The 25,205-nt window shown below is 63.2% G+C and carries 24 protein-coding genes, 2 tRNA genes and 2 pseudogenes; 16 read left to right on the forward strand and 12 right to left on the reverse strand.

All coding sequences use genetic code 11. The features are described 5' to 3' along the window. Positions 1 to 39: 39 nt before the first annotated feature. Entirely contained in the window at positions 40 to 690 is a 651-nt protein-coding gene (locus tag MUH00_RS10715) for a DsbA family oxidoreductase (RefSeq protein WP_246998336.1), read from the forward strand. Between the two features lie 19 nt (positions 691 to 709). On the opposite strand, the gene MUH00_RS10720 is transcribed toward MUH00_RS10715, so the two are convergent. Beyond that, complete coding sequence (locus tag MUH00_RS10720) at positions 710 to 1,570, reverse strand: NAD(+)/NADH kinase (protein ID WP_246998338.1); 861 nt, start codon at positions 1,568 to 1,570, stop codon at positions 710 to 712. A gap of 334 nt (positions 1,571 to 1,904) precedes the next feature. Between MUH00_RS10720 and MUH00_RS10725 the strand changes: the two genes are divergently transcribed. The 4 genes from MUH00_RS10725 to MUH00_RS10740 all read left to right on the forward strand — a co-directional run bounded on the left by MUH00_RS10725 (position 1,905) and on the right by MUH00_RS10740 (position 5,003). After that, positions 1,905 to 2,945, forward strand: coding sequence for a KaiC domain-containing protein (locus MUH00_RS10725; RefSeq protein ID WP_246998339.1), 1,041 nt, complete (start codon positions 1,905 to 1,907; stop codon positions 2,943 to 2,945). A 129-nt stretch (positions 2,946 to 3,074) separates the two neighbouring features. After that, complete coding sequence (locus tag MUH00_RS10730) at positions 3,075 to 3,314, forward strand: amphi-Trp domain-containing protein (protein ID WP_246998341.1); 240 nt, start codon at positions 3,075 to 3,077, stop codon at positions 3,312 to 3,314. Between the two features lie 6 nt (positions 3,315 to 3,320). After that, positions 3,321 to 3,683: a hypothetical protein gene (locus tag MUH00_RS10735; protein ID WP_246998343.1), complete on the forward strand. Its 363-nt coding sequence runs from the start codon at positions 3,321 to 3,323 to the stop codon at positions 3,681 to 3,683. Positions 3,684 to 3,962: 279 nt separating this feature from the next. Further along, a complete protein-coding gene (locus MUH00_RS10740) occupies positions 3,963 to 5,003 on the forward strand; it encodes a lysylphosphatidylglycerol synthase transmembrane domain-containing protein (protein ID WP_246998345.1) in 1,041 nt (346 codons plus the stop codon). 40 nt (positions 5,004 to 5,043) lie between these two features. On the opposite strand, the gene MUH00_RS10745 is transcribed toward MUH00_RS10740, so the two are convergent. Together MUH00_RS10745 and MUH00_RS10750 are read right to left on the reverse strand one after the other, a co-directional pair. After that, positions 5,044 to 6,357, reverse strand: coding sequence for an APC family permease (locus tag MUH00_RS10745; protein ID WP_345780915.1), 1,314 nt, complete (start codon positions 6,355 to 6,357; stop codon positions 5,044 to 5,046). A gap of 174 nt (positions 6,358 to 6,531) precedes the next feature. Further along, a complete protein-coding gene (locus tag MUH00_RS10750) occupies positions 6,532 to 7,305 on the reverse strand; it encodes an LVIVD repeat-containing protein (protein ID WP_246998350.1) in 774 nt (257 codons plus the stop codon). Between the two features lie 39 nt (positions 7,306 to 7,344). On the opposite strand from MUH00_RS10750, the gene MUH00_RS10755 reads away from it, so the two are divergent. The 3 genes and pseudogenes from MUH00_RS10755 to MUH00_RS23075 form a co-directional block, all read left to right on the forward strand. After that, positions 7,345 to 7,662 carry a hypothetical protein gene (locus tag MUH00_RS10755; protein WP_246998351.1) on the forward strand — a complete coding sequence of 106 codons (318 nt, stop codon included), beginning with the start codon at positions 7,345 to 7,347 and terminating at the stop codon, positions 7,660 to 7,662. Positions 7,663 to 8,597: 935 nt separating this feature from the next. Then, complete coding sequence (locus tag MUH00_RS10760) at positions 8,598 to 9,770, forward strand: ABC transporter substrate-binding protein (protein ID WP_246998353.1); 1,173 nt, start codon at positions 8,598 to 8,600, stop codon at positions 9,768 to 9,770. Further along, a pseudogene (locus MUH00_RS23075) lies at positions 9,748 to 9,975 on the forward strand (thioredoxin reductase); the annotation flags it as partial. The gene MUH00_RS10760 and the pseudogene MUH00_RS23075, both read left to right, overlap by 23 nt. Before the next feature lie 408 nt (positions 9,976 to 10,383). Here the strand turns inward: MUH00_RS23075 and MUH00_RS10765 are convergent. Further along, positions 10,384 to 10,454 (reverse strand) — tRNA-Gly (locus MUH00_RS10765). A 250-nt stretch (positions 10,455 to 10,704) separates the two neighbouring features. On the opposite strand from MUH00_RS10765, the gene MUH00_RS10770 reads away from it, so the two are divergent. Then, complete coding sequence (locus MUH00_RS10770; protein ID WP_246998356.1) at positions 10,705 to 11,499, forward strand: NAD+ synthase; 795 nt, start codon at positions 10,705 to 10,707, stop codon at positions 11,497 to 11,499. 147 nt (positions 11,500 to 11,646) lie between these two features. Here MUH00_RS10770 and MUH00_RS10775 read toward each other — a convergent pair whose 3' ends face one another. Beyond that, positions 11,647 to 12,180 carry a GNAT family N-acetyltransferase gene (locus MUH00_RS10775; RefSeq protein ID WP_246998358.1) on the reverse strand — a complete coding sequence of 178 codons (534 nt, stop codon included), beginning with the start codon at positions 12,178 to 12,180 and terminating at the stop codon, positions 11,647 to 11,649. 179 nt (positions 12,181 to 12,359) lie between these two features. Beyond that, complete coding sequence (locus tag MUH00_RS10780) at positions 12,360 to 13,070, reverse strand: enoyl-CoA hydratase/isomerase family protein (protein ID WP_246998360.1); 711 nt, start codon at positions 13,068 to 13,070, stop codon at positions 12,360 to 12,362. Positions 13,071 to 13,131: 61 nt separating this feature from the next. Here MUH00_RS10780 and MUH00_RS10785 point away from each other — a divergent pair, with 61 nt between their 5' ends. The 3 genes and pseudogenes from MUH00_RS10785 to MUH00_RS10795 all read left to right on the forward strand — a co-directional run. Then, positions 13,132 to 13,920 carry a DUF7114 family protein gene (locus MUH00_RS10785; protein WP_246998362.1) on the forward strand — a complete coding sequence of 263 codons (789 nt, stop codon included), beginning with the start codon at positions 13,132 to 13,134 and terminating at the stop codon, positions 13,918 to 13,920. Between the two features lie 121 nt (positions 13,921 to 14,041). Then, a tRNA-Thr gene (locus MUH00_RS10790) sits at positions 14,042 to 14,113 on the forward strand. A 516-nt stretch (positions 14,114 to 14,629) separates the two neighbouring features. Continuing rightward, positions 14,630 to 14,878: pseudogene (locus MUH00_RS10795) on the forward strand (transcriptional regulator FilR1 domain-containing protein); the annotation flags it as partial. A 255-nt stretch (positions 14,879 to 15,133) separates the two neighbouring features. Here MUH00_RS10795 and MUH00_RS10800 read toward each other — a convergent pair. From MUH00_RS10800 to MUH00_RS10815, 4 genes are all read right to left on the reverse strand, one after another. Further along, positions 15,134 to 16,057 carry an ABC transporter ATP-binding protein gene (locus MUH00_RS10800; protein ID WP_246998364.1) on the reverse strand — a complete coding sequence of 308 codons (924 nt, stop codon included), beginning with the start codon at positions 16,055 to 16,057 and terminating at the stop codon, positions 15,134 to 15,136. 2 nt (positions 16,058 to 16,059) lie between these two features. After that, positions 16,060 to 16,875, reverse strand: coding sequence for an ABC transporter permease (locus tag MUH00_RS10805; protein ID WP_246998366.1), 816 nt, complete (start codon positions 16,873 to 16,875; stop codon positions 16,060 to 16,062). Positions 16,876 to 17,089: 214 nt separating this feature from the next. Next, entirely contained in the window at positions 17,090 to 17,506 is a 417-nt protein-coding gene (locus tag MUH00_RS10810; protein ID WP_246998368.1) for a DUF6220 domain-containing protein, read from the reverse strand. Continuing rightward, a complete protein-coding gene (locus MUH00_RS10815) occupies positions 17,503 to 17,664 on the reverse strand; it encodes a hypothetical protein (RefSeq protein WP_246998370.1) in 162 nt (53 codons plus the stop codon). The genes MUH00_RS10810 and MUH00_RS10815 overlap by 4 nt, the downstream gene beginning before the upstream one ends. A 240-nt stretch (positions 17,665 to 17,904) precedes the next feature. Between MUH00_RS10815 and MUH00_RS10820 the strand changes: the two genes are divergently transcribed. Both MUH00_RS10820 and MUH00_RS10825 read left to right on the forward strand, forming a co-directional pair. Further along, entirely contained in the window at positions 17,905 to 18,657 is a 753-nt protein-coding gene (locus MUH00_RS10820; protein WP_246998372.1) for a sensor domain-containing protein, read from the forward strand. 147 nt (positions 18,658 to 18,804) lie between these two features. Then, complete coding sequence (locus MUH00_RS10825; protein WP_246998373.1) at positions 18,805 to 20,025, forward strand: CaiB/BaiF CoA transferase family protein; 1,221 nt, start codon at positions 18,805 to 18,807, stop codon at positions 20,023 to 20,025. Positions 20,026 to 20,100: 75 nt separating this feature from the next. On the opposite strand, the gene MUH00_RS10830 is transcribed toward MUH00_RS10825, so the two are convergent. Further along, complete coding sequence (locus MUH00_RS10830) at positions 20,101 to 20,721, reverse strand: TetR/AcrR family transcriptional regulator (RefSeq protein WP_246998375.1); 621 nt, start codon at positions 20,719 to 20,721, stop codon at positions 20,101 to 20,103. Between the two features lie 113 nt (positions 20,722 to 20,834). Between MUH00_RS10830 and MUH00_RS10835 the strand changes: the two genes are divergently transcribed. Together MUH00_RS10835 and MUH00_RS10840 are read left to right on the forward strand one after the other, a co-directional pair. Beyond that, entirely contained in the window at positions 20,835 to 22,190 is a 1,356-nt protein-coding gene (locus MUH00_RS10835) for an amidohydrolase family protein (RefSeq protein WP_246998377.1), read from the forward strand. A gap of 94 nt (positions 22,191 to 22,284) precedes the next feature. Next, a complete protein-coding gene (locus tag MUH00_RS10840; RefSeq protein ID WP_246998379.1) occupies positions 22,285 to 23,172 on the forward strand; it encodes a fumarylacetoacetate hydrolase family protein in 888 nt (295 codons plus the stop codon). Between the two features lie 326 nt (positions 23,173 to 23,498). Here the strand turns inward: MUH00_RS10840 and MUH00_RS10845 are convergent, their stop codons facing one another. Beyond that, on the reverse strand, positions 23,499 to 24,995 hold the full coding sequence (locus MUH00_RS10845) for a sodium:solute symporter family protein (protein WP_246998380.1): 1,497 nt from the start codon (positions 24,993 to 24,995) through the stop codon (positions 23,499 to 23,501). Between the last annotated feature and the right edge of the window lie 210 nt (positions 24,996 to 25,205).

Consider the following 25,205-nt stretch of genomic DNA (forward strand, 5'->3'; position numbering starts at 1 on the left):
TTGCTATCCGCTTTTCAATCGCGAGTCCCTACTGCGCCCATGAGCGACACCGACGCCGCGACGTCGACGACCGGGACCGATCGGCTCACCCTCTACGCCGACTACGTCTGCCCGTTCTGTTACCTCGGGAAGCGCTCCCTCGAACAGTACCGCGAGACGCGGGACGAACCGCTCGCGGTCGAGTGGCACCCGTTCGACCTCCGCAGCGGTAAGCGCAATCCGGACGGTTCGATCGATCACGACGCCGAGGACGGCAAGGATGACGAGTACTTCGCCCAGGCGCGGGAGAACGTCCGCCGCCTGCGGGAGGAGTACGGGGTCGAGATGGCGCAGGAACTGGCGATCGAGGTCGATTCGCTGAACGCCCAGCTGGCCTCTTGGTACGTGCAGGGCGCCTATCCGGAGCGGTGGGCCGACTTCGACGCGGCGATCTACGAGGCGCTCTGGCAGGACGGCCGCGACATCGGCGACGTCGCCGTGTTGACGGACCTCGCCGAGAAAACGGGGCTGCCGGCCGACGAGATCCGCGACGCGGTCGACGACGACGGACTCCAAGCGGAACTCGACGAGCAGTTCGCCGAGGCGCGACAGCAACGAATTACGGGCGTCCCCACGTTCGTCTCCGACGGGCACGCCGCCCGCGGCGCGGTGCCGCCGGCGCACCTCGAGCGGCTGATCGACGGAGCGTAGGTCCGATCGGCGTCTCGAACTACTCGAGTTTTTCCAGCCCGTCGAAGAAGTTCACCTGCGGCCCGACGAGCGTGACGGGATCGGCCGCGAGTTCGACCGAGACGGTCGCGGGCGGCGACAGCCGTTTCCGGTTTCGGCCGTCGCTGATCGCGTAGGCGGTGTCGGCTCCGGTGACCGCCAGCGTGACGTCCGTGTCGGGATCGACGACCAGCGACGGCATCGGCTCGCCCGCGGCCATCTGCGTGATCACGAGCGCTCTCGCCGTCGGGTGGACGAGCGGTCCGCCCTCGCTCAGGTTGTAGGCGGTCGAGCCCGTCGGGGTCGCCACGAGGACGCCGTCGGCGTGGCTCTCGGCGTAGTGTTCGCCGTCGACCAGGATTTCGATCGTCGCGCCGCCGCCGTGGCCCCGTCGGGGCCCGTGAACGACGATCTCGTTGAGCGCGGGTTCGAGCGTCCAGCCGTCGCCGCTCGCTTCGAGGCGATCGAGTTCGCGGCGGTCGAGTGCCTCCTCGTCGCGAAGATCGGCGACGACGTCGGGGACGACGTCGATCGCGTCGTCGGGCGAGACGGCGTTGAGAAAGCCGACCTCGCCGAGGTTGACTCCGAGAATCGGCGTGCTCCCGACCTCGCGGGCGACGAACAGTAACGTCCCGTCGCCGCCGATACTCACCACGAGGTCGCGACCCGCCATCGCGCCGACGGGGACCGCGATTCCGCGTCCGGCCCCGCCTCCGTTCTCGCCGCTCTCGATCGCGTGCCCCGTCTCCTCGTCGACGACGATATCGACGTCCGCTCGTTCGAGCGCCTCGACGAGATTCGCGGCGAGTGTCTGTGCCCGCTCGTTGTCGCGCTGTGCGACCAGTCCGACCTCGGCGTCCATCGTCGGCGCATACCCGCCCCGCACTCAAAAAAGCCCCCTTCGCGGTCGGCCGTGGGTGGATTTCTCCGACGGCGCGGCAGAATCGATCGCGGTGCGCCTGCGGCTAACGGATCCCTCACTACGGTAGCCGACCGTCCGGCCGACGGCAACAACATTAATCTGGGTGGGATGTGAGGGCGTACGTGAACTCTCTCGCGACGATTCCGTCGCGGCCTCTGCATGGAGTACGTTTCCCCGAGTCCGACTCGCGATCCGCCGCTTACAGTCGTGCGAGCGCGCGGGACCGGCGCCGTCGTCCGCTCGAGCACCGGCCGCGGTCGCGCGGCATCGGGAGGTGATCGTCGTGGGTGAGGACGATACCGGCGACGGGGACGACTGGTTCGAGCGCGCGCTCAGGAACGACGCGACGATCGACGATCGAGCCGACGACCGACCGGACGCGTCGATGGCGGAGTTCGAGGCCGACCCGGAGTCGGTGCTGGCGGACGCGTCGGCCGCGTTCGACGGCGAGACGGGAACCGACGACGGCGACGGCTCGCTGTTCGACGAGGATTTCGGCTCAGCGTTGCAGGGCGCGCCGTCTCTCGGCGGCGTCGACGGACCGGAGGGATTCTCCGACGTCGACTTCGAATTGCCGGGCGGCGACCAACCCGACTTCGACGAGGAGGTCGGCTCGAAGCTGCCGCGGATCGACCTCGGGATCGACGGCCTCGATCGAATGATCCAGGGCGGCGTTCCGGAGCGATCGCTGATGGTCGCGATGGGAAGCGCCGGCACGGGCAAGACCACGTTCGGCCTCCAGTTTCTCAACCGCGGGCTCGAAAACGGCGAGAGCGCGGTGTTCATCACTTTAGAGGAGACCCGCCGGCGCGTGCTCAACAGCGCGACCGAGAAGGGATACGCGTTCGACGAGTACGAGGCCGAGGGCACTCTCGCCGTCGTCGACGTCGACCCGGTCGAGATGGCGACCGGCCTCGCGTCGATCCGCACCGAACTGCCGGCACTCGTCAGGGAGTTCGGCGCCTCGCGACTCGTCCTCGACTCGGTGTCGTTGCTCGAGATGATGTACGACGACCGGGCGAAACGCCGCAACGAACTCTATGACTTCACGAAGGGCCTCAAGGAGGCCGGCGTCACGGCGCTGCTGACCAGCGAGGCGTCCGAGGAGTCGCCGTACGTCTCGCGGTACGGCATCGTCGAGTACCTCACCGACGCCGTCTTCGTTCTCCAGTACGTCCGGCCGGACGACTTCCGGGAGACGCGGCTGGCCGTCGAGATCCAGAAGATCCGCGACGCGAACCACTCTCGGGAGAAAAAGCCCTACGAGATCACGGGCGAGGGCATCTCGGTCTATCAGCACGCGAACCTGTTCTGATCGACGATCCCTCGGCTCCCGCGTTCGTCGTCCGTAGGTGACAGTTTCACCCCGCCGCGTCCGGTAACGCGGCGTTGGTGTCGTGTTCAAGCCCCATACTTTTGCGGGCAGCGTCGTCAATGAACCCGTATGGCCGAACGGACGACAGCCGACGAGACGATGACGCGATCGGAACTCGCATCGTACCTCGCGAGTCTCGGCGACGAGTTCGAGCGGGGCGGCGAGGACATCAACGTCGCCGTCGGAAACAAGACCGTCGACCTCGCTCCGCCGGAGAGCATCAACGTCTCGGTCGATGTCGTGGAGCGATCGTCGATGCTGCGGGGGAACCGGGAGACGATCACCATCGAACTGAACTGGAAGCCCTGATCCGATATGGCACTCCTAGATTCCGCCGTCGTCTTCGTCCTGAGCCTCCTCATCGGTACGATCGCGATCTTAGCCGGCGTCCGACTCATCCTGGACACCGACGCCGGCGTCGCGAACGCCGCGCTGACGGCGCTCATCGGCGCGATCGTCTGGGCCGTGGTGAGCTACTTCGTCGGCTGGATTCCGCTGTTGGGAATCCTGCTGATGCTGCTCGCCTGGATCGGCGTCATCAACTGGCGCTACCCCGGCGGCTGGGGGACCGCGGCCGCGATCGGGTTCGTCGCGTGGATCGTCGCCATCGCGATCGCCTATGCGCTCGCGATGGTCGGCATCGTCGCGCCGGAGGCGATCGGCATTCCCGGGGTCTGAGGCCCGAGGCGATCGAACGCCGATTCGTCAGTGCTCCGGGTCGCCGATTCGCTGATTCGATTCTGTCCCCGGCGCGATCGAGGGACGCCGGCTTCGATCGCCGCTATCGTCGCCGTGTGCGATCGACGGGAACTGGCGGACGATCTTGGCGCAGTCGTCTCGCGGATCGTCGCGAGCGCGTAATAGGCTTCACGGTCGGCCTCCGTAACCGAAGTGACGGTAGCGCAGGGTCGTATCGTCCCAGTCCAGTATTTTGTCCTCGTGGGTAGAACAACGAATATGACTGCCGCTGGCGTCCGGGTGACGACCATTGCGATCGGTTTCATCATCGCTGTCGGGTTGGTACTGGTCGTATTCTCTGCCGTCGGATTCCGGAGCACGCTCGCGGCGATATCGAGCGCAAGCAGACTCGTCATCGCCGCGATCTTCGTTGCAGTAACCCTCTGGGCGTGCGCGTGGGCGTATACGTTCTCGATCGTGCTGGGAATTCTCGATATCGAACACGGACCGGTGGACGCCGTTCTCATGTTCGGGAACGTTCTCTTCGCGAATAGCGTCGCCCCATCGACGTACCTCGGGGGCGAACCGATCGCGGCGTTTTTGCTCGCTCGTCATTCGGACAGCGACTACGAAACCAGCTTCGCGACGGTTTCGAGCGTCGATCTACTGAATTATGCCCCGATGGTGCCACTGGCCGGCGTCGGCGCCCTCTATTTCACCGCGACGGCCGCCCTCGGACGACGGCTCGAACTCGTACTTCTGGCCGGGTTCGCAGCGATCGCCACGGTCATCGTCGGTATCGCGTACGGGTGGCGGCATCGACGACAGGCCGTGGCGGCCACGGCTGGAATTCTCGGCGGCATTTCGACCCGGATGAGCGCGATCGTTCCCGGTATTCACGCGGTCTCACCACCAACGTTACATCGGCGTCTCGCGCTGTTCGTCGACGAAGTCGAGCGGGTAGCCGTCGACCGGCGTAACCTCCGACGTGCGCTCATCTTCTCGACCGTCGGATGGGTGTGGCTCTCGCTTGCACTTTGGCTCGCGGTATACGCCGTCGGTCGAACTGTCCCGCCGGAAGTCGCCCTGTTCATCGTCCCGCTCGGTGCGATAACGAACATCCTCCCGCTGCCGGGGGGACTCGGAAGCGTCGAGTCGGTGCTCATCCTACTGCTCGTCGCTACCGCAGGCGTTCCGGCGGCGACCGCGGCGGCGGCGACGCTGCTCTACCGAATTGCTACGTACTGGCTTCCCCTTCTCTTCGGAATCGGGACGGTCGCTATTTCACATTTCACGTTCCGAACTGAAATCTCCCGGTGAGCCGTTCGAGTTTTACCGGAATACTCCCCGACAAGACCAGTTACCACGATTTTATCTGACGCTCGACTCCCTCCACGTCGGTGACGATCGGCTTCCGTTCGAAGTAGAGCAACTCGATACCAACGACTACAACGCTGAGCGCGATTACGGTCACGAAAACGGTCGGTTCGCTCGTGTACAGATAATACAGCAATCCGACGATGGTTGCGATCGCGCCGAGACAACCGACGGCCGGCAGTACCGCCGTCAACGGGGAGGTCCGTTCGCGGAACGCGAGCAGGCTAAAGCCGCCGAAAATCGTCACGAACGAGAGCGACGCGAACGAGCTGATCGCGTTTAAACTCCCGAACACGCTGAACAACGCGGTGAGCGCGCCGAGGATGAGCAGCGGGCGAACCGGTTCGTCTGTCCCTCCCTGAAACCGGGTCGGAAGGAGATCGTCTGCCACCAGCATTCGCGAGAGGCGCGACGAACTGAACAGCGTCGCGTTGAGCGCGCTCGCGGTCGAGAAGAGCGCGGCGATCGAGATCAAGAGAAACCCGATCGCGCCGAAGACGGGTTCCGCGGCGACCGCGAGCGTGGTCTCCGATTGCTGTTGGATGGTCCCGGCGTCCACGAGGTTCGTCGTCACGACGGCCACGAGGACGTATATTGCAGTGACGCTGACGATCGACGCGTAAATCGCCGTTCGGATCGTCTTTTTCGGATTCTCTATGCTCTCCTGGTCGAACAACAGGAGTTCCCACCCTTCGAACGCGACGAAGCCGATCGCCGCCGCTAGTAGCGTCTCCCCGTGGAAATTCGACAGCCCGGAGTGTATCGCCCCGTGGCGAAACCCGTAATAAAGCCCGCCGACGCCGAATCCGAGCAAAATTAGCACCTTGAGTCCGACGAGAACGTCTTCGGTGCGCCCCGACGCGTGAGCGCCGGCGATATTGAGTCCGACGAACGTACCGACGGCCAGCAGGCTGATGAGCGGCCGAAGCGGAATCCCGAACACGGTGTGGATTCCGACGAGTTCGACGAAGTAACTGCCGAATGCGAAGGCGTACAGGGACATCGTCCCGACGTATCCGATGATAAACGTCCAGCCGATCATCCCCGCGAGCGTCGTCCGCCCGGTGAACGCTTCGACGTACGCGATCGGATTCAGCTGCCCCTCCGCCTGCGCATTCAGCCGAAGCGCGGAGTACCCGGCGCAGAACGCGATCACCCCCGACACGACAAACGCCAACCAGGTGGTTCGTCCTGCTCGCGCTGCAACGACCCCGAGGACGGCGAAAATTCCGCCCCCGACCATCCCCCCGACTGCCATCGCGATCGATTCGGGTAACGAAATTTTCGAAGTCCCCATATCAATAACGGGTAGCACGCGAAAGGATAAACAACGGCAGGGTGGTCATTAACATCTCATTCGTTTCACAGTCGTGAGGAACTACCATCGACGTCGCTCGCTACTCGTCACTACGTCCTTCAAAACCGATAGTTGCTCGATTCTCAGGACCGCCGACTGGCCGCATTCGAAATATCAATTCGAAGTCGCGGCAAGCTCGAACGTGTAGAGTCCGGTGAACACGTCGCTTGCGACGACGAGGTCTCGGTCGGCAGTATACGCTGCCTTCCACGCCATCGGCGGGTCCCCAAATCGCGCAACGGTGTCGTTCGGTGTGACCTCGCTCGCGCCATCGCCGGTCGGATACCGATCGATCGACTGTGGATCAGTCGGGTCAGTGATATCGTACAGCACAACCCCTTCGTGCCAGTCGGCGCTGATGAGGAGTGTCGCATCCCCCCACGGGACGACGGTGAAATGGTGGCCGGTCCAATCAAACCGGCTGGCCCAATTATCCTCCATCCGACGAGCGTTCGGTGAGACGGTAAACCCGATCGGGATGGGATTTTCGAGCGATCCATCCTGCCACCCGATATCGAAGATGTGTTTGCCGCCCGGGGTCCCCGTCAGACGTTCGTCTCCGACGACGAGCAACTCGCGCCGCGGATCGAAGTAGCTGCGATGGGCGCTCCCAAACGCCTCTTCGCCGACATCCGCTTGGCTGTATGATTTTTGCTCCGTATAGTCGAAGCGCCCGATTTCGACCGGCTCTCGCGGATTACTCGCGTCATAGATGATGATTCCGACGAACTGTCCGCCCTGAAACGACACACAGAGCAGCTCCCGTTCTGGGTCGACCTCGATGTGATGACAGGCGCCTTGTGGACCGTACTGGCCGACGTTACGTGGGACTGCCGGGTCGCTGGTGTCATAGACGTCGAATCCGTCCGTTTCGAATCCGTAGTTCACGGAGTAGAGAACCGACTCGGTCGGATGAGGGGTCACGTTATGCGACTTTCCCTCGGAGACGGTCCCGATGACCGTCGGCTCTCGGGGCGTCCCGGTATCGAAGCCGTAGTCGACGATCTCGAAGTTGCCGGACCAGCCGTTCTCTATCGCTCGATGGTACAGTCCGTTCCGATGGTCGAACTTGACGTCTATGTTCGGTGCATCGTCTTCGTTCCCGTGGTAATGTGCCTGGTTTGGGTCGTTCGGATCGTCGAGATCAACGAGATAGCTGCCATTTACGCCCCATTTGGTCCCGACGACGGCGTAGCGGCCGTCGGCTCGAACATCCGTGTCCGAATAGCCGCCGCTGGGCGGTGACTGTCCCGAAAGATACGTTTGGCCCAGCTTCCGCAGAGATAACTGGTTGGGGTCGGCCCGCTCTTTCTCGGTAGGCGTTTCTCCCTCGGTAGGCGTTTCTTCCTCGCTACTCTTATCTTTCAAGCCGGAACATCCAGCGAGAATCGTTCCTGCGAGGACAGTGGCGGAACACTCGAGTACTCGCCGACGGGTCGGTGGATTGCCTAGGGGAACCACAGTACTTGAGAAATCAGACTTACTGCCTTTGTTACGCAGATTCTACAAATTCCCCGGACTTTAGCATGTGTTTATTATTAAGCCAAATAGATCAGTTGTGTATCTCTCATCAATAACGAATTATATATTGATACAATACAGTCATTTATGGCACTAGAACGCGCGCACCTATCTAGCCTGAAACGTTTTATAATCGCATGGCTGCGGAGCGATACCATCCGAGTATCTACGTTGTGAGCTTTTTGGACATGGTTGGGTCTCATGCAGAAACCCGTAGAGAGAGTGTGGAGTGCGCCGGCTGGGAGGTGGGTCCGATGGCGAGACGGCCGCGCTCACTTCGTTCGCACGCTGTGACTCGCGTGATGCAGCTCCGTCCGAGGCGCAGTTATGACTCACCTTTCTCGTTCGCTTCTCGCTGCGGGGTGGGTTCGGTCAGCGCACATACGTCGGGACGAGTCTCGGAAAAGGCTACCGAAGCGATCCCTGATTCTCCTGAGCGCGCTGACGACATACGTCACGAACGGAGTCCTCGTGGCATCCGAATCGATCCCGGACGGCAGGTGACGCGCGTCGCCGTAAACCCTGCATATGATACTGATACTGATCAGCGTTCCACCGGCGAGGGGCCTACGGAATAAGTTCTCCAGCGCTCTCACCTCTTGTTTTAGGCTTGCCTAAAATCCGAAAGTAATATGTGTATTTAGGCGAGCCTAAAATACATGCCAGAAGACCCGAGGACCCGGAACGGACGGACACGGAGAGACACACTCAAGTACGGAAGTACGCTCGTTGGCGGAACGATACTCGCCGGATGCGTGAGCGGTACGGGGCAAGGGGACACGAACGAAGACGAGGGCGTGAATGCGTCACCAGAGAGCGAGTCGTACTCGGTGTCAATGGAACCGGTAGGAGAGGTCGAGTTCGACCGGATTCCCGAACGGTGGGTCGCATACGACGGCGGATACGCCGATATGGCCGTTGCACTCGGCCAGGCAGACGGGATCACCGGCATCGGCCACGCCCCCCGGTACTACACCTACGTCTACGACGAACTGCCCGGTGTAACCGTAGATCGCGAACAGATCGAGGCATATCCCGAAGTCCGGACGAAAGAGGAATTCTACGAACTCGACAACGACGTTCATCTGTACGATCCTCAGGTGCTCATCAACTGGTTCGACTGGAACGACGAGGACATCGACGAGATCGCCTCGAACGTCGCGCCATTTATCGGGAACTTGATCTTCCGACGCTCGGATGGATGGCACGACTACCGCTACTACACACTGTACGAGGCCTTCGAGAAGATCGCCGAAGTGTTTCAGCAACAGGAGCGCTACGAGGCGTTTGAGGAACTCCACAGCGAATTCATCGCGTCGATCCAAACCCGACTTCCACCGGCCGAGGAGCGTCCGCGAGTACTGCTCACGTACAACGGAAATGAGGAGCCAGAGACGTTCTCACCGTATCGACTCATCGATAACGGAACGAGCAAAAAACAGTGGCTCGACCTCGGCGTCGAGGACGAACTCGCGGGGACGGGCGTCGAGAACCTCAGCACGGCGAACCGAGGGAAATTGGACTACGAGAATCTCCTCGAGGTCGATCCCAACGTGATTCTCATACGCGGTCACGACCGGAAATCCCCGGCAGAGTTCCGCGACACGGTTCTCGCGTATATGCAAGACCACCCCGTCGGGAGCGAATTGACCGCCGTCCAGAACGGGCGCGTCTACCGTGGCGGCTATCTCAACCAGGGGCCGATTCACAACCTGTTTCTCACTGAACGAGCCGCGAAGCAGATGTACCCCGAGGAGTTCGGCGACGTGACGGACGATACGGAACTGTTCGACCGCCAGCGAGTCGCAGATATCGTCACGGGAGAGTTCTAATATATCCCGGTCGACGGTACGGGGTGTCGTGATTGTCGGCGGCGGTATCGAAGGTCCCTCCATCGTGATTTTCACCGCCCGCCACGGACCGGATACGATCGTCATCGATGCTGGTGGGTCGATCCTTCGCCGGAATGCCCACCTCGAAACCTTCCCCGGCTTTCCTGCTGGCATCACCGCCGGACAGCTGATCGATCTCTTGGGCAGGTCGATCGTTTCGGATCTATTCCATTGGATAGCATCCAGTCGACGAGCTTCCGCCGATGCTCTCGGTAGGTGCTTCGCTCCCCGGAATTGAGGCGTTTGGCTGACGGTTCGGGTACGAGGGTGATTTCCTCGAGTTCTTCACTCATGGATCGATCGATCGCGTGCTGTCTACGTGAAAAACCCGGAAACCACGACCTGCGTCTCGGCCAGCTTCGCGTACGCCTGATTTATGGGTCGCTGGCTCACTGCACCGGGATGGTCTTCGCTCAAACCGACGCTACCGATACGGAGAACGGTGATGCGTCGGCCGGGAGTTGAACCCGACGGCAAGATCGAACGTCGTGAGATCTTGCGTGATTCAATTCCCGCCGGGCGCAGTTGTGACTCACGGTCGTTCGTCACAACATGCGCCGGCCGGGAATTGAACCCGGGCTATGAGCTTGGGAAGCTCATGTCCTACCACTAGACCACCGGCGCTTGTTCACTGCGTTCGCGCTGGGGATCGCGATTCCGATCGAATCGCTGACCACCAACGCTCGTTCACGGTGTCCATCTCGAACGCAAGAGATGAGTCGTATTAAATGGAACGGACTGCAGGCTGAAGCGCACACCGAACTGCCACCATCCGCCCCGAGCGATCGCGATCGTCGTCGCCCGAAACCGATCGCTCGTCCACTTTTCTCGCGCGAAGCGTGCCTATTAGGTCGTCCGCTTCCTAGTCGCGACCATGATCGATCTTCAATTCTCGGAGGAGGAACTGGAACGACGACGCGACCACATCACCGCGTTCATCCGCGATCGGGTCGGGTCGGCCGGAGCGGACGGCGCCGTCCTCGGTCTCTCGGGCGGGATCGACAGCACGCTCACGGCGTACCTCGCCGTCGATGCCCTCGGCGCCGAGACCGTCCGCGGACTCGTCCTTCCCGGCGAGGTCAGCGGCGCGAGCAACATGAGCGACGCCGAACGGGTCGCCCAAGAACTCGGGATCGGCTACGACGTCATCGAGATCAATCCGATCGTCGACTCGCTGCTCGCGGCCTATCCCGAAGCCGAGGGCGATCGCGAGGCCGTCGGGAACGCCCGCGCTCGCGTCCGCGCGGTCCTGAACTATCTCGTCGCCAACCACGAGGGTCGGCTCGTCCTCGGGACGGGCAACCGCAGCGAGGCGGCCGTCGGCTACTTCACGAAATACGGCGACGGCGCCGTCGACTGTCACCCGATCGGCAACCTCTACAAGGGGCAGGTCCGCCAGCTCGCCCGCCACGTCGGCGTCCCCGAGGAACTCGCGGCCAAGACCGCCACGGCGGAGCTGTGGGCCGACCAGACCGACGAGGAGGAGTTGGGGATCAGCTACGAGACGCTCGACTCGATCCTCGCGGCGCACGTCGACGGGCCACTGTCAGTCGCCGCGACTAGCCGACTGCTCGACGTCGACGAGGAGACCGTCGAACGGGTCCGCGGGATGTACGATCGCAGCGAACACAAGCGGAACGTACCGCCGGCCCCCGACCCGCTCCCCTGATCGCCCTCGATGCGGTGCGCCTGGCTCGGCAGTGTTCCCACGTGATCCTCTTTCGTGGTGCTCTCAACCGTCCTAGTATCGAGGAGGTGTGATTCGAATCCGACCACCCGTCTCGAGCGTACCGTCGTGGACGGCAGGAGCGACGATTCAGTCCTCGCGCCACTCGTCTTCGAGGAGGCCGTACCAGTAGACGTCCCGATACTCGCCGTCGATGAACTCGGCGTCCCGAAGGACGCCCTCCCGGCAGAAGCCGACGCTCTCGAGGAGTCGCCGCGAGGGCTCGTTGAACTCGAACACGCGCGCGTCGACCCGGTGGAGTCGGAGCTGCTGAAACGCGTACTCGACGGTGAGCCTCGTGGCCTCGGTGCCGTACCCCCGGCCGTGGTGCTCGGGCGCGACCCAGTAGCCGAGCTCGGCGTTTCCGGTCTCCTGGTCGATGTCGCGGAGTCCGATCGTCCCGACCGGCGTCTCGTCGACGGCGATCAGGAGGTGGACACCGTCGTCCCCGCAGACGACGTCCTCGTAGAACTCCCGCTCCTGATCGGCGTTGATCGGTCTTGATCCGCCGATCGGGCGCCAGACGGCCGGATCGTTGACCTGCATCTGGAGGAACTCGAGATCCTCCTCTTCGATCGTTCGGAGCGCCACCTCGTCGCTGCCCAAAAAAACGGGTCCTGGCATGACTGTACGCTCCAACGCGACGGAGAAGAATCATTCGGCGGTGTGATACCAAGTCGCAATCGAACTCGCACGCCGGACGCCCGGTCGATGAGGCTCCGGCGTCGTCGATCGGTCTCGAACGTCCGCTTTCGATCGTCCCGACGCCGACATCGCAGTTTCCGACCGTTCCGGGCCCGTACTCACTCGAGGACGGCGTCGACGTCGTCGGCGTGGGCGTCCACGAGTTCGCCGAACGCTTCGGCCTCGCGTCGCTCCTGTGCGGCCCGATCGCGATCGTCCCGGAGCCGCCGCTTCAGCGCCGCGATCGCGTCGTGGGCGTTTCCGGCGATCTCCTCGGCGACCGATCGCGGGTCGTCCTCGATCCGCGAGATGAGGCCCATTCGGCGGGCCTCCTCGGCGTCGACGACTCGACCCGAGAGCGCGAATTCGAGGGCGTCCCCTTCGCCGATCACCCGCGGCAGGCGGACGGTCCCGCCCCACGCGCCGAACAGGCCGAACGTGACGCCGGGCTCGCCGTACGTCGAGTCCGGCGTGCCGACGCGCACGTCGCAGGCGAGCGCGAGCTCGAGGCCGCCGCCGCGGGCCGGCCCGTCGATCCCCGCGACGACGATCGCCGGGGACTCCTCGATCGTCCGTGCCACGCGCTGGCCCAGTCGGGCGAACGCCTCGGCCGCGTCGCGATCGCCGTCGAGGTCGCCGACGGCCGCGAGATCGGCGCCCGCACAGAACGCCGGACCCCGCCCCTCGAGATAGATCACCGCTTCGTTGGCGTCGCCGATCGCCTCCTCGAGCGCTTCGAGCCCCGCGGCGGTCAGCGCGTTGCGAGCGGCCGGCCGATCGAGGGTGACCGTTCGGATCGATCGACGTTCGTCGACGGCGACAGTTATCATGCGCTACGCTACTCGGCCGTTTCCAAAGGTCTTTGCGTGCTCCGTCGTAACCCCCCCAGTAATGGATCAGGCCGACAGCTGTCGGCGTGCGGCCGCCGAAGCCGTCGCGGACGTCGAACCGCCGCGGTTGCACGACCGGATCGAAACGATTCTCGACGGCGCGTCGATGCTTCCCGGCGTTCTCACCCTCGAAAGCGCCGCCGCGGTCGTGTCCGAGACGACCGCCGGACTCGAGCACGGCGCCGAACGCGCCGGTGGGGATACTCGACGCGCGGACGACCCGAGCGCCACCGACGCGATCGTCACGCACGCCGCCGGCGTCCAGCTCATCTACGAAGGGCTTCGACTGACCCGGTCGCTCTCGCACGACGAACCCTGGACCGGAACGGACGACGACGCCGAGGAAGGGGATCTGGCCATCCTCGCGGCCGACATCCTCGTCGCTCGCGGTTTCTACCTTCTCGCCCGCACCGACGCCGCCGGCAAGGCCGTCCGGACCGTCCAGGCCTTCGGCCGCGATCAGACCCGACGCGATCGCGCCGCACGGGCGCCGCACGAGCGGTCCGCCGCGACCGACGGCACCCCCGATCGGGAGTGCGTCGGCGCCGATCCCGCCTCGATCGACGCGAACCTGGAACGCGACGTGCTCGAACTCGCCGTCCTCGCCGGCGCCGTCGCCGTCGGCGAGACGCCCACGACGCGGCTGCTCGCGATCGCCGACGACCTCGCGGCGACCGTTGGCCCGTCCTTTCCCCCGGCCGAGAAGTGTCTCGCCCGCGTCGACTCTCGCCCCGACCGATCGCTCGAGGAGACGCCGACCGATCGGGCGACGTCGGCGACCGATCCCTGAGCGGCGGACTCGGCGGCGATCGGTGTGGTACGGCGCGTCACTCCCGGTCGCTTTCATCACATATTTATAGAGCACCGCAGTAGGATCGAGTGCAGAGTACGAGGGTGTACGCGCCCGACGTGCCTGGGTAGCTTAGCGGTAAAGCGCGTCCTTGGTAAGGACGAGAGCCCGGGTTCAAATCCCGGCCTAGGCTCTTTCTGCCGTACACATCTTGTACGCACACTTTGATGACTATCTTTATTGAAAATAATCCGCTCAAGATCCGCTTCTCTCGCTAAACAGGGCATCCCTCGCCGCATGGCGATTCGATAAAGTGTTAGGACACACAAACTAATCCGCGGACGGCGGCGAGATATCCCCAACATTGACCGGGAGCGCATCCTCTCAGGGACACACCTGATTTCGGCTCTGTTGAAATCCCATTCTTCAGATATAACAGGAGATGGAACAGACGGTAGGTGAAGGCTGCGTATTTATTTCCTAATATTCATTCTTCTGCGCTCATTACCAGCTGCTATGGACTGGACGACTCTGATAGCCACAGGGTTGTTTGTTCTCTCTTGGATGCTCCTGATCTACCAATCATGGAAAGAAGAGTGGGGCGTGAGTCGGACGATAGGGATGGTGATTTTCCTCAGTGGGGCGACTAGTGGCGTATTTCTTGATGATTTTATCCCATCTGAATCGTCTCTTCTTCCGTGGATAACTGGACACGTACCCGACCCGAGCGAGCGAGGCGATCGATCGCGGACGGCTAACACTTTGGACCCGCGAGAAGTTGCCCTACGGGCTCGCAATCTTCGACGAGCGCGTCGGGATCGGAGGATACGACGACGAGACGGGGCTGATGCAGGCGTTCGTCGATACGGACTCGCCCCTCGCCCGCGAGTGGGCCGAACGGGTCTACGCGTCGGTCAGGGCGGATTCTACGCCGCTCGACGGTCGGGCGGAGCAGTGAGAGCTGCGAACGGGCTCTAGAACCCGCCTCGACCGGAACGGGAACGCCGGTAACCGCGACCGCGTTTTCGCGCCCTCGTGGGATCGACCACGTCAACGCGGTAGTCGGAACGCGACTGGTCTCCGTCGACGGTTCTACTGTCGATCCCGGCCGCTGCTAGTGTCGTCAACGGGGCCGATCGGGAGGCGGGTGCGGTTCACGGATCTGCCGCCGGATCACTCGTCGCCGTGGTCGCGCTCGCCTTCGGCGCGTTCGTCACCCGTTTCCGCTGATCGAGTGGATGTACGTGTAGTAGTTGAACAGATCCGTGTGCGACGGTTCGTCCGTGTCGATGAACGGCGTTCCCGATCGGTCCCGGAGCGCCGACTCGACGCGTTCGACGTCGACGTCGGTCGCGAGGAAGCCGCGGATCTCGTCCCCGCGGCGAAACAGCTCGTTTCCGACCAGGAGTTCCTCGGGCGGAACGGCGCCGCGGACTCGCAACACCGGCGGGAGTCGCTCGAAGAGGTCGTCGGGATGGCCGTTCGCGATGATGGTCCCGTCGCGCAGAAACGCGATTCGATCGGCGATCTGCGCGTCCAACGGCGCGTGGCTGGTGACGAGGATCGTCTTTTCGTCGGCGCGCATCTCCAGGAGGAGATCGTGAAGCTCTCGAATGGTCGCGAGATCGAGTTCGATCGTCGGCTCGTCGAGGACGTAGAACGGGACGTCGATCGTCAGCGTGATCGCGATCTCTATCTTCCGGCGCATCCCGCCCGAGTACTCCTCGACGGGGCGATCGATCTCGTCCGCGATTTCGAGCCGCTCGACGAGATCGCGCCACCGGTCCGTTCCGTTCGGGTGGAGGTCCTCGTAGAACCGGAGATTTTCCCTGCCGGAGAGTTCCGGATCGGCCATCGCTCCCTGAAACATGACGCTGATCGAGGTCTGCGCCTCGACGGGGGACACCTCATCGAAGAGCCGAATCTCGCCGCCGCTCGGAAGCGCGCTTCCAGAGAGGCACGACAGGAGCACGGATTTGCCCGCGCCGTTCGGCCCCATCAAGAGCAGTATCTCGCCCTTCCCGATCGCGAGATCGATCCCGGTGAGGACGTCGTGGTTCCCGAACCGTTTCGTCACGTTGGACGCGTCGACGATCGACTTCGACTCCGTCGTTTCGTCTGCGGGTGTTGTCAGCATCGTTAGTCACGTCCGTAGGCGATTCGCCGCACGATCACTACCGAGGCCGCCACGCCGGCGGCGGTGTAGCCGAGGAGAAGACCGACGTATTCGATCGAGTCGGGCGCTTCCGGCGGCGTCATCGACTCGAGGGTTTCGGTTCCGACCCAGTGGGCGATCTGCATCCGCGTTGCGAGCGAGTTCGGCAGGTAGTTGACCATCTCCGCGCCGTCGGCGAGCATCTCCGGCGACGAGCCGTTGAAGCCGGTAACGAAGTAGGCCATCAGCACCGTCACGATGGCGATCGTCGTCATCTGTTCGGGCTTCGTGACGGCGAGCGCGAGCACCATCGCGAGCGCCATCGCGATCAGGCAGAACGACCCGAGCGTCAGCGCGAGGATCGCCACCGTCTCGATCGTCAGCGGGCCGAACGTCGCGCCGTGCGCGTACGCGACGAGGATCGTCACGAGGTACGACGCGACGCCGAGTACCGCGCCGGCGGTGAACCGGCCGGCGAGGTCGGCCGTCGGCGCGATCGGCATCGAACGGAGTTTTCGGTACCGCCTCCCCTCGAGGTCGCGGGCGAACGCGCCCGCGAAGACGGCGACGGTAACGGTGAAGGCGCCGAACAGCCCGTAGTTGATTCCGTTGACCGCCTTGAGCGGTCCGAGGTCGGTTCCGGACGGAACGTCGACGAAGAACTCGATCGTCAGGAAGTACCACAACACCGGCCACGCGACAGTGAGGAAGACGATCATCTTGTTGCGTCGCAGTTGCTGTAACTGGCGGCGCGCGAACGTCCGCGTCTGGGCTCCCCACGGTACGCTGGTTCGTGTCATCGTAGTCATCGTAGTCTCTCGAACGAACGGAAGAGCGAGACGAGGATAAGACGGACAGCACGATCGCCGGGACGGCGTTCGTGCGAAACGGTTATAAGGGACAGTAGCCGCACCGAAACCGAGCCTCGCCGGCAGCAATACGCGCCAATACGGTATCGTGCAGACGCGCTTAGAGCGCGCGTCGTCGTCGAACGAACAGCGGAACCATCCGGTATTAGTCGCCGGTTCGCCACACTGCCCGACTCACCGCGCCGTCCGTTCGCGGCCACGATCGCTTCGTCGCGACGACCGCGAGCCAGAAGATGACGACGGCGACGACCGGGTGGATCGCCGCGGCCAGCGATCCGAACGCGTGGGCCGTCGCGTACTGCACGCTGATGAGGGCGAACAACCCGATGGGAAGCAGCCGCAACGGCCAGGGAAGCCGCCCCAGAAAGGCGACGAGCACCATGAGAATGGGACCGATCTCGAAGACGTGAATGAACGTCCTGTGAAGCCCCCAGTTCGTCGAATCGACGAAGATCGCCATTCCCGCGATGTAGGTCTGGACGAGGACGCACGCGGCGAACAGTCCCGCCAGTGCGCAGTAGCCGTAGCGTCCCCACGACCGTTCGCGGTCGGACGCCGTCATCCGATCACCTCGGCTGCGATCGCGACGGCACCGTTCGTGCCCGCCCCGCGGTGCGGCTCGCGGCCGTACCGAACGCGGTTCTCCCGCACTGTACTCACCGCACCCGGTGAAATTCGAGGGTCGGGCGTCGGTTCGTCGAGCGCTCGAGTCGGAACCATAGTCTTCGAGCGGATCGGTGGAACGGCGCGGAAATAACCCGGATAGCACAGTTGCCGGAGCAGCGACCGTGCGCAAAGGTTTATACTGCTCCCACGGCGAAGCGACGTATGATCCGGGCGATGTCCCGATCTCATCGCGGTTCACAGCCGTCGCGGCGCCCGCTCGCCGGGAGGCGCATTCGATGGGGAAGCGGATCGTAACGCGCGGGTAGCTATCTCACGGACGAAAACGTCGTACGCATGTCTACGAAAAATTCCCCAGAGACGGAGCACCTCGGCGGACTCCTCGGCCGCTGGATCGGCGCTCCCACGAGAATGCAGACGTATCGGAACCTCCTGTACGTACTGTTGCTGTTCCCGCGGGGTGTTTTGTATTTCAACGTTCTCGTCGTCGGGTTCGCCACCGGGCTCGGACTCGTCGTCGTTCTCGTCGGAATTCCGATCGTCGCCGGCGTGCTCGCGGTCGCGACCGGGTTGGCCGCTCTCGAACGGACGCTCGCCCGCGTTTTATTGGACGTCGAGGTTCCGGTCGATCGCGTTCCGGACGAACGAGGACTGTGGGGGAGCGTGAAACGGCTCGTAATCGATCTCCGAACGTGGAAGGCCGTCGCGTACCTCGTCAGCGTGTTCGCGTTCGGGACCGCAGCGTTCGGCGCGATCGCGTCGCTGATGGCGACGTCGTGGAGCTTTCTCACCGCGCCGCTGTACTACGAGGACGCGTCGGTCGTCGCATACGGGCCGATTCCGCGCGGCGATTTCACGCTCGACATCCTGTTCGGCTGGGAGACGTTACTGGTCGGACTCCGAACGACGTTCCGGCTCGGTTCGTGGCGGATAGAGACCCTTTCCGGTGCGCTGTTCGTCGCCTGTCTCGGGCTCGTCCTCCTGTTTTTCGTGACGTTGCCGCTCGTCAACGCGATCGCGTCGTTGTGGGGGCGGTACGCCCGGCTCATGCTCACCGTTCCGTGGTACTGGCGGCGGTCGGACGGCTAACAACGGCCGAGCGGGATACGGCTCGCTCCATCGTCGCGACGGCGATGGTTTTACCACTTGGTAAAGGAATTGTGAGGTATGGGACAGTTGAGCCGTCCGACACAGCAAGCAGTCCGACTATCGAGTACGCGATACTGACGTAGAACCATGCCACGAGACGGAAAAATACTGGACGGTCTAACGGTTCTGGATCTCTCCACGTTCGTCACCGGCGGATTTTGTTCCGCGATGCTCGCGAATCAGGGTGCGGACGTTATCAAGATCGAGCAGCCGGCGTACGGCGACGCGATTCGCCACTCGGGACCGCCGTTCGTCGACGGTGAATCGCCGTACTACTGGACGGTAAATTACGGGAAGCGGAGCCTCGAACTCGATCTGAAAAATCCGCGAGCCACGGCGGCGCTGTACGATCTCGTCGAAGACGCGGACGTCTTCGTTCAGAACTTCCGGCCGGGGACCGCGGAGCGCCTCGGCGTCGATTACGAGTCCATCGCGGACCGCAACGAGGACATCATTTACCTCGCGGTCTCCGCGTTCGGACAGACCGGCCCGTGGCGGGAGCGGTCCGGGTACGACTTGCTTATTCAGGGGCTGAGCGGGATCATGAGCGTCACGGGCGAGGAGGGCGGGCAGCCGGTAAAGGTCGGCCTCCCGGTGACGGATCTCGTCACCGCGATGTGGGGCGCGTTCGGCGTCGCGACGGCGCTGTACCGGAGGGAGCTGACCGGAGACGGCGAGTACATCGATCTCGGAATGCTGGAATCGGTGCTTCCGTGGCTCACCAAACAGGCCGGGCAGGTTTTCGCCGGGAACGAACCGAAACGGATGGGGACGAAGGATCCGGTGCTCGCGCCGTACCAGACGTTCGAGACCGCGGACGGCTACCTCAACGTCTGCATCCTCAACGAGAAGCTCTGGTGGGAGCTCTGCGAGGTGATCGATCGCCCGGATCTGCCGGCCGACGACCGCTTCGAGACGAACGCCGACCGCGTCGACCACATCGCGGAGCTCGAAACGGAGCTCGAAAACACGCTCCGGACGAAGACGACCGACGAGTGGATCGAGATCATCGCCGAGGACGGCGGCGTTCCGGCGGGTCCCGTGTTCGACATCGAGGAGGCGCTGCACAACCCGCAGACCGATGCTCGCGGTGCGGTGACCGAGATCGAACACCCGGAACTCGGCGACGTCCCCGTGATCGAACACCCGCTGAAGTTCGATCGCGCCCGGAGCGGGTTCGAGCGTGCGCCGCCGCTCCTCGGCGAACACAACCGCGAGGTGTTTCGGGAACTGGGGTACCCGGAGGCGAAACTCGACGAGATGGAAGCGGCCGGCGTCTTCGAAAGCGCACCCGACGAGGACGACTGACGGTTGCTGGTCGGGCGCCCCGGTCGCAAACCGCCGTTCGGCAGATCGAACGGAGATCCGAACCGACGAACCGCCTTACGTGTCTTCGTCGACGCACAGCGAGTCGAGGATAAACTCGTCGATCGCCCGGCGAGCTTCCTCGGGCGCGTCCTCGTGACCGAGTGAGATCCGCCGGCCGCGCGCGGCGTGGATCACGTCCGTAATGAGTTGCCCCATCCGCTTGGCGTCGACCTCTTCGAACAGCCCTCGTTCGATCCCGTCGTCGACGACCTCGACGATGCTCCCTCGGATCCGATCGTAGTGTTCGTTGAAAATGTCCCGGTGTTGCCCGTCGTTTTGCGCGTGCGTGTACAGTTCGTGGTACACTTTCATGCGATCCCAATGCGTGAACTCGCTGAATTCCGGACCGAACAGACACTGGTCGATTCGCGCGTCGAGTTCCGTCCGAGGGTCCGCGTCCGCGTCCACTTCGACGCTTCCCTCGTACTGGTCGATGATATATTCTAAAAAGGACGACATCAGGTCGTACTTCCCGTCGAAGTGATAGTGAATAACCTGCCGGGTCAGTTCCATCTCCTCTCCGATGTGACGCATCCTGAGATCCTTGTATCCGTGCTTGCTCAGCGCACGGAACGTGGCCTCCATGATCACCTCCCGCGTGTCTTTGGAGGAGACTTTCCCGTCGGGTTCGCTCATATCGACATTCCGTCTGAGAGCTATATAATTCGATTGCTCCCGTACCGCGTACCGTGCCGAAAGTTTACTGAGCGGTAAATTTTTACCCTCTTGGTCAGACTGTTGTACTGCGCATGTCACAGACACTCATACGGGGCGGGACGATCGTCTCCCTCGATCCGGAAATCGGGCAGGTAGACGACGGGGACGTCATGATCGAAGGCGGCGAAATCGTCGAAATCGGTCGCGGCCTGACCGCGTCGAACGCCGAGGTCATCGACGCGGAGAGCCACATCGTCCTGCCGGGATTCGTCGACTCGCACATTCACCTCGCACAGACCCAAGTCAGGGGTATCGCCGGGGACTGGTCGCTCATGGGTGAATACTTCGATCACATGCTCGGCAATATCACCGGGCTCTACCAGCCCGAAGACATGTACCTCGGCGGCCTCTTCGGCGCGCTGGAGAAGCTCTATACGGGGACGACCACGGCCCTGGACTGGTCGTATCCCAACTCGCTCGAACACGGCGAACGGGCCGTCGACGCGCTTCAGGATGCTGGATTGCGCGCGGTGTACACCTACGGCCCGCCGGGTGACGACGCGGCGAAGTGGTGGTTCAACAGCGATGTCGGCCTCCCCCAACAGAACATCCGCGAGCTCTACACCGAGAAGATCCGCGACGACGACCTGCTCAACCCGGCGCTCGGGCTTCGGGGGCCGGATTTCTGTACCGACGAGACAGCCCGCAACGACATGGAACTGGCGCGAGAGATGGGGGCGCTCGCGACCATTCACATGGGTGCCGCGCTGTGGCCGTCGTCGGTCTACGGTGAGGACTACCAGGGCTTCGGCTGCATCCAGGACATGCTCGGGCCGGACGTCAACATCGCCCACGGCAACCACTTCTCGCAGGAGGACATCCAGCACGCGGTCGACGCCGGCGCGTCCTTCTCGTCGACACCGGAGGTCGAGATGCAGATGGGCCACGGCATCCCCGTCACGGGGAAGGTGCTCGAGGCCGGCGGGCGCCCGACCTGGGGCGTCGACGTTTGCTCGAACATCAGCAGCGATATGGGCAGCCAGATGCGGGTCGGCATGCAGGTCCAGCGGATGTTCGACAACCAGGAGATCCTGGAGGGCAACGAGGAGGTCGCCGAGGTGAGCATCACCTGCCGTGACACCCTCGAGATGGCCACCATCGAGGGCGCGAAGGCCCTCGGCATGGAGGACGAGATCGGGACGCTCACGCCCGGCAAGCGGGCCGACGTCATCATGCTGCGGGAGGACGACTTCCTGACCGCGCCGTCGCACGACCCGATCCAGACCGTCGTCTTCCAGTCCGACCCCTCGCACATCGACACGGTGCTGGTCGACGGCGAGGTCGTCAAACGGGATGGCGAACTGCTGAACCCCCTCGTCGACGAGGAGTTCGACCGGTTCGTCCAGTCCGGGCGGCGGCTGATCGACGAGGCCGGTTTGGAGCTGTAACCGGGCGTACCCGCCCGGCGAACGCGCGCGAGCCGAACGCGGCGGGTGGACCAACAGATATGAGCCGATACGTACCGAGCGGAGACACGTTAATATGAGACTCGGACAATACAGCACGACGGACGGAGCACAGGACTGGGTCGGAGCGAAGACGGACGACCGGACGGTCGTCAACCTCGTCGAAGCCGGCGCCGCCGCCGGCGTCGAGATTCCGCGCGAGAGCACCGACCTGCTGGCCGAGTGGGAGTGGCGGCGCAAGACCGAACTGGCCGTCGAGTACGCCGAGCAGACCGGGGTGGGCGTCCGGGACGTCGACGACGTGGACCGACTCGCACCGATAACGGATCCGGAGAAGGTGGTGTGCGTCGGCCTCAATTACCGGGATCACGCCGAGGAAGGCGACAACCCCATTCCCGACGAGCCCGTGCTCTTCTCGAAGTTTCCTACGACGGTGACCGGTCCGGGGAGCACGATCACCTGGGATCCAGATCTCACGGAGAAGGTCGATTACGAGGCGGAACTGGTCGTCGTGATCGGTCGCGAGACGCGGCGGGTCGATCGGGAGGACGCGTTCGATCACGTCGCCGGCTATCTGGTCGGCAACGACGTCTCCGCACGGGACCTCCAGCACGGCGACGGCCAGTGGGTTCGCGGGAAAAGCCTCGATACGTTCGCGCCGATCGGTCCGGAGCTCGTGACGACAGACGAGGTGGACGACCCCCACGACCTCGACATCTGGGCCGAGGTGAACGGGGAGCGCCTGCAGGAGTCGTCCACGTCGAGCCTGATCTTCGGCGTCGACGACCTGGTGTCGTTTTGCAGTCAGGCGTTTACGCTCAAGCCGGGCGATCTCATCTTTACCGGAACGCCCCCCGGAGTGGGCGTCTACCGGGAGCCGCCGGTGCTCCTCGACGATGGCGACAGCGTGACGATCGGGATCGATGGAATCGGCGAATTGACGAACGACTGTAGGTGCGGGTAATCCCCTTCCCTGACGATACGTCGCTCGGGGCCGCCATCCCGGTCCCGAGTGGATGACGTCGCTGTCGAAGAACTGTGCGGATCTATTGCCGTCAGTTATGTTCTATAACTGGTGATTTGCCAGCCTCGTGCTGAATGCAGGACGCGTATTCATCGCGCCACTATTCGAGTAGACCGGCACTTCGAAGGGACAGAACGGCGATTCTCATCCGATCGGCTCGATAGTCCGGTTCAGACGAAACGGTTCCTCGCGGTATTTGGTACTATCCGGAGTAGGCCGTCGCGCTCGACGAACCGCTCTTCGCGGCGCCACACGCCATTGCTCGGTCAATCATCCGTGGATGGCGCGTCGACATCGGTATCGCTCGCCAGCAGATCCCGTTGCGTTAACCGATTCATGTCACGCGTCGCCGCACGCCGGATCTCCTCAACTGTGAACGTCTCACTGCCGAACCGTGTGTAGCTGAGTACGGCGATCGTAATCAGTGCAGCGAGCGTTCCCGGGACCGCCGCTTCAACCGATCCCTCGCCGAAGAATTCGGGTTCCCCGAGGAGAAACCGCCAGATGACGAAGACCGTTCCGCCGACGAGAAAGCCGGGGAAGCCGGCTCGCCGATCGGTGTGCTGCCAGAATAACGCGAGCACGCCCGCGAATAACACCGACATGACGCCCATCCCGAGGTTGTCGATGACGACGATTTCGACGCCACTGAGCGCGATGACCGCAGCGCCGATCCCGAAGAGCAGAATCACCAGCCGCGTAACTCGCACGAGGTGCGTCTGAGAAACGTTCTCTACGCCTCCACGCCACGGGATGTAGATATCGTTTACGAAGGTGGTCGCCCCGGCGAGCAGCATCGAGTCGGCCCCGCTCATCACCGCTCCGACAGCAGCGGCCAGCAGAATCCCGCCGAGAACAGGATGCATGGCGTTTTGCAGCGTCCAAGCGAACGCCATCGAGGAATCGACCCCGCCCCCCTGTGCATACGCGATCAGCCCCGCGGTAGCGGTCAGGATACCGTAGCCGCTGATGGCGAGACCGGAGAGAAAGACGCCCCGCTTGGCGGTGTCGGCGTCTTTCGCCGACCACGTCCGTTGGAGGAGGTGTTGCTGTGCGCCGGCGACGGTGATATACAGGAGGTACCACGTCCCGATCTGGATGAGTCCCACGCCAAACCAGTCGGTGTGCCCCGACGGGACGCCGTTTGTGACTGCGCTGACGCCGCCAGCGTTTGCGAGCGCAACCGGTATCGCGACAGCCATGCCGACGATGATGATGATCCCGTGGAGCGTATCCGCCCATGCGACCGAATTCATCCCGCCCCAGACGGTGATGCCGACGAAGACGAAGGTGCTCATCCAGAACGCCACGTTAAGCGGGATCTCGGTGACCGTCGCGATGATGGTCGCCATGCCGATCGTCTGGCCCGCTGTCAACGCGATCTGTCCGATCACCGTGGCGATGGCCGCGAAGTATTTCGTAGACGATCCGAAGACACGCCCCAAGAGTTCCGGGACGCTGACGACATTGAACGCGTAGAGATAGCCGATTACCAGCGATATCGTGATCCAGGCGATCCCCTGGGTCATCGCGTACCACTGGGCGCTGATGCCGTCGAGGAACGCCTTCTGTGCGATTCCCATGGTGAGGCCCCCACCGACGAACGTGGCAAAATACGTCATCGTGAAGGGGATCAGACCGAGATTCTTACCCGCGAGCGTAAACTCGACGTAGCTCGCGTCCGCCCCTCGCCCGTACCACCAGGCGATCAAGATCGTGATCACGAAATAGGCGATCATCGCCGCGATTAGCGGATCGATCATTCTCGTATGTACTCATACGACAATGTGCATTATAGCATATGCAGCGTACTATGATACATCTCAAAGATGACTCAGGATACTTCTCGTTCCTGTGAAAGATAATCTCGAAGTGATTGATATTACGAGATGCGAAGACTCCGCGCCCGTTTGATGAATCTAGCTGTCGTATTCGGTGCACCGTTTTCGGTAGATTACCCGACTTCTCGACAG

Origin of the sequence: Halosolutus gelatinilyticus (assembly GCF_023028105.1) — an archaeon.
GTDB lineage: Archaea > Halobacteriota > Halobacteria > Halobacteriales > Natrialbaceae > Halosolutus > Halosolutus gelatinilyticus.

Excerpts from the sequence above, each read along its gene's own strand:
- MUH00_RS10715 (WP_246998336.1), top strand. The coding sequence starts at position 40 with ATGAGCGACACCGACGCCGCGACGTCGACGACCGGGACCGATCGGCTC.
- MUH00_RS10720 (WP_246998338.1), bottom strand. The coding sequence starts at position 1,570 with ATGGACGCCGAGGTCGGACTGGTCGCACAGCGCGACAACGAGCGGGCA.
- MUH00_RS10730 (WP_246998341.1), top strand. The coding sequence starts at position 3,075 with ATGGCCGAACGGACGACAGCCGACGAGACGATGACGCGATCGGAACTC.
- MUH00_RS10735 (WP_246998343.1), top strand. The coding sequence starts at position 3,321 with ATGGCACTCCTAGATTCCGCCGTCGTCTTCGTCCTGAGCCTCCTCATC.
- MUH00_RS10740 (WP_246998345.1), top strand. The coding sequence starts at position 3,963 with ATGACTGCCGCTGGCGTCCGGGTGACGACCATTGCGATCGGTTTCATC.
- MUH00_RS10745 (WP_345780915.1), bottom strand. The coding sequence starts at position 6,357 with ATGGGGACTTCGAAAATTTCGTTACCCGAATCGATCGCGATGGCAGTC.
- MUH00_RS10755 (WP_246998351.1), top strand. The coding sequence starts at position 7,345 with ATGCGACTTTCCCTCGGAGACGGTCCCGATGACCGTCGGCTCTCGGGG.
- MUH00_RS10760 (WP_246998353.1), top strand. The coding sequence starts at position 8,598 with ATGCCAGAAGACCCGAGGACCCGGAACGGACGGACACGGAGAGACACA.
- MUH00_RS10770 (WP_246998356.1), top strand. The coding sequence starts at position 10,705 with ATGATCGATCTTCAATTCTCGGAGGAGGAACTGGAACGACGACGCGAC.
- MUH00_RS10775 (WP_246998358.1), bottom strand. The coding sequence starts at position 12,180 with ATGCCAGGACCCGTTTTTTTGGGCAGCGACGAGGTGGCGCTCCGAACG.
- MUH00_RS10780 (WP_246998360.1), bottom strand. The coding sequence starts at position 13,070 with ATGATAACTGTCGCCGTCGACGAACGTCGATCGATCCGAACGGTCACC.
- MUH00_RS10785 (WP_246998362.1), top strand. The coding sequence starts at position 13,132 with ATGGATCAGGCCGACAGCTGTCGGCGTGCGGCCGCCGAAGCCGTCGCG.
- MUH00_RS10800 (WP_246998364.1), bottom strand. The coding sequence starts at position 16,057 with ATGCTGACAACACCCGCAGACGAAACGACGGAGTCGAAGTCGATCGTC.
- MUH00_RS10805 (WP_246998366.1), bottom strand. The coding sequence starts at position 16,875 with ATGACACGAACCAGCGTACCGTGGGGAGCCCAGACGCGGACGTTCGCG.
- MUH00_RS10810 (WP_246998368.1), bottom strand. The coding sequence starts at position 17,506 with ATGACGGCGTCCGACCGCGAACGGTCGTGGGGACGCTACGGCTACTGC.
- MUH00_RS10815 (WP_246998370.1), bottom strand. The coding sequence starts at position 17,664 with ATGGTTCCGACTCGAGCGCTCGACGAACCGACGCCCGACCCTCGAATT.
- MUH00_RS10820 (WP_246998372.1), top strand. The coding sequence starts at position 17,905 with ATGTCTACGAAAAATTCCCCAGAGACGGAGCACCTCGGCGGACTCCTC.
- MUH00_RS10825 (WP_246998373.1), top strand. The coding sequence starts at position 18,805 with ATGCCACGAGACGGAAAAATACTGGACGGTCTAACGGTTCTGGATCTC.
- MUH00_RS10830 (WP_246998375.1), bottom strand. The coding sequence starts at position 20,721 with ATGAGCGAACCCGACGGGAAAGTCTCCTCCAAAGACACGCGGGAGGTG.
- MUH00_RS10835 (WP_246998377.1), top strand. The coding sequence starts at position 20,835 with ATGTCACAGACACTCATACGGGGCGGGACGATCGTCTCCCTCGATCCG.
- MUH00_RS10840 (WP_246998379.1), top strand. The coding sequence starts at position 22,285 with ATGAGACTCGGACAATACAGCACGACGGACGGAGCACAGGACTGGGTC.
- MUH00_RS10845 (WP_246998380.1), bottom strand. The coding sequence starts at position 24,995 with ATGATCGATCCGCTAATCGCGGCGATGATCGCCTATTTCGTGATCACG.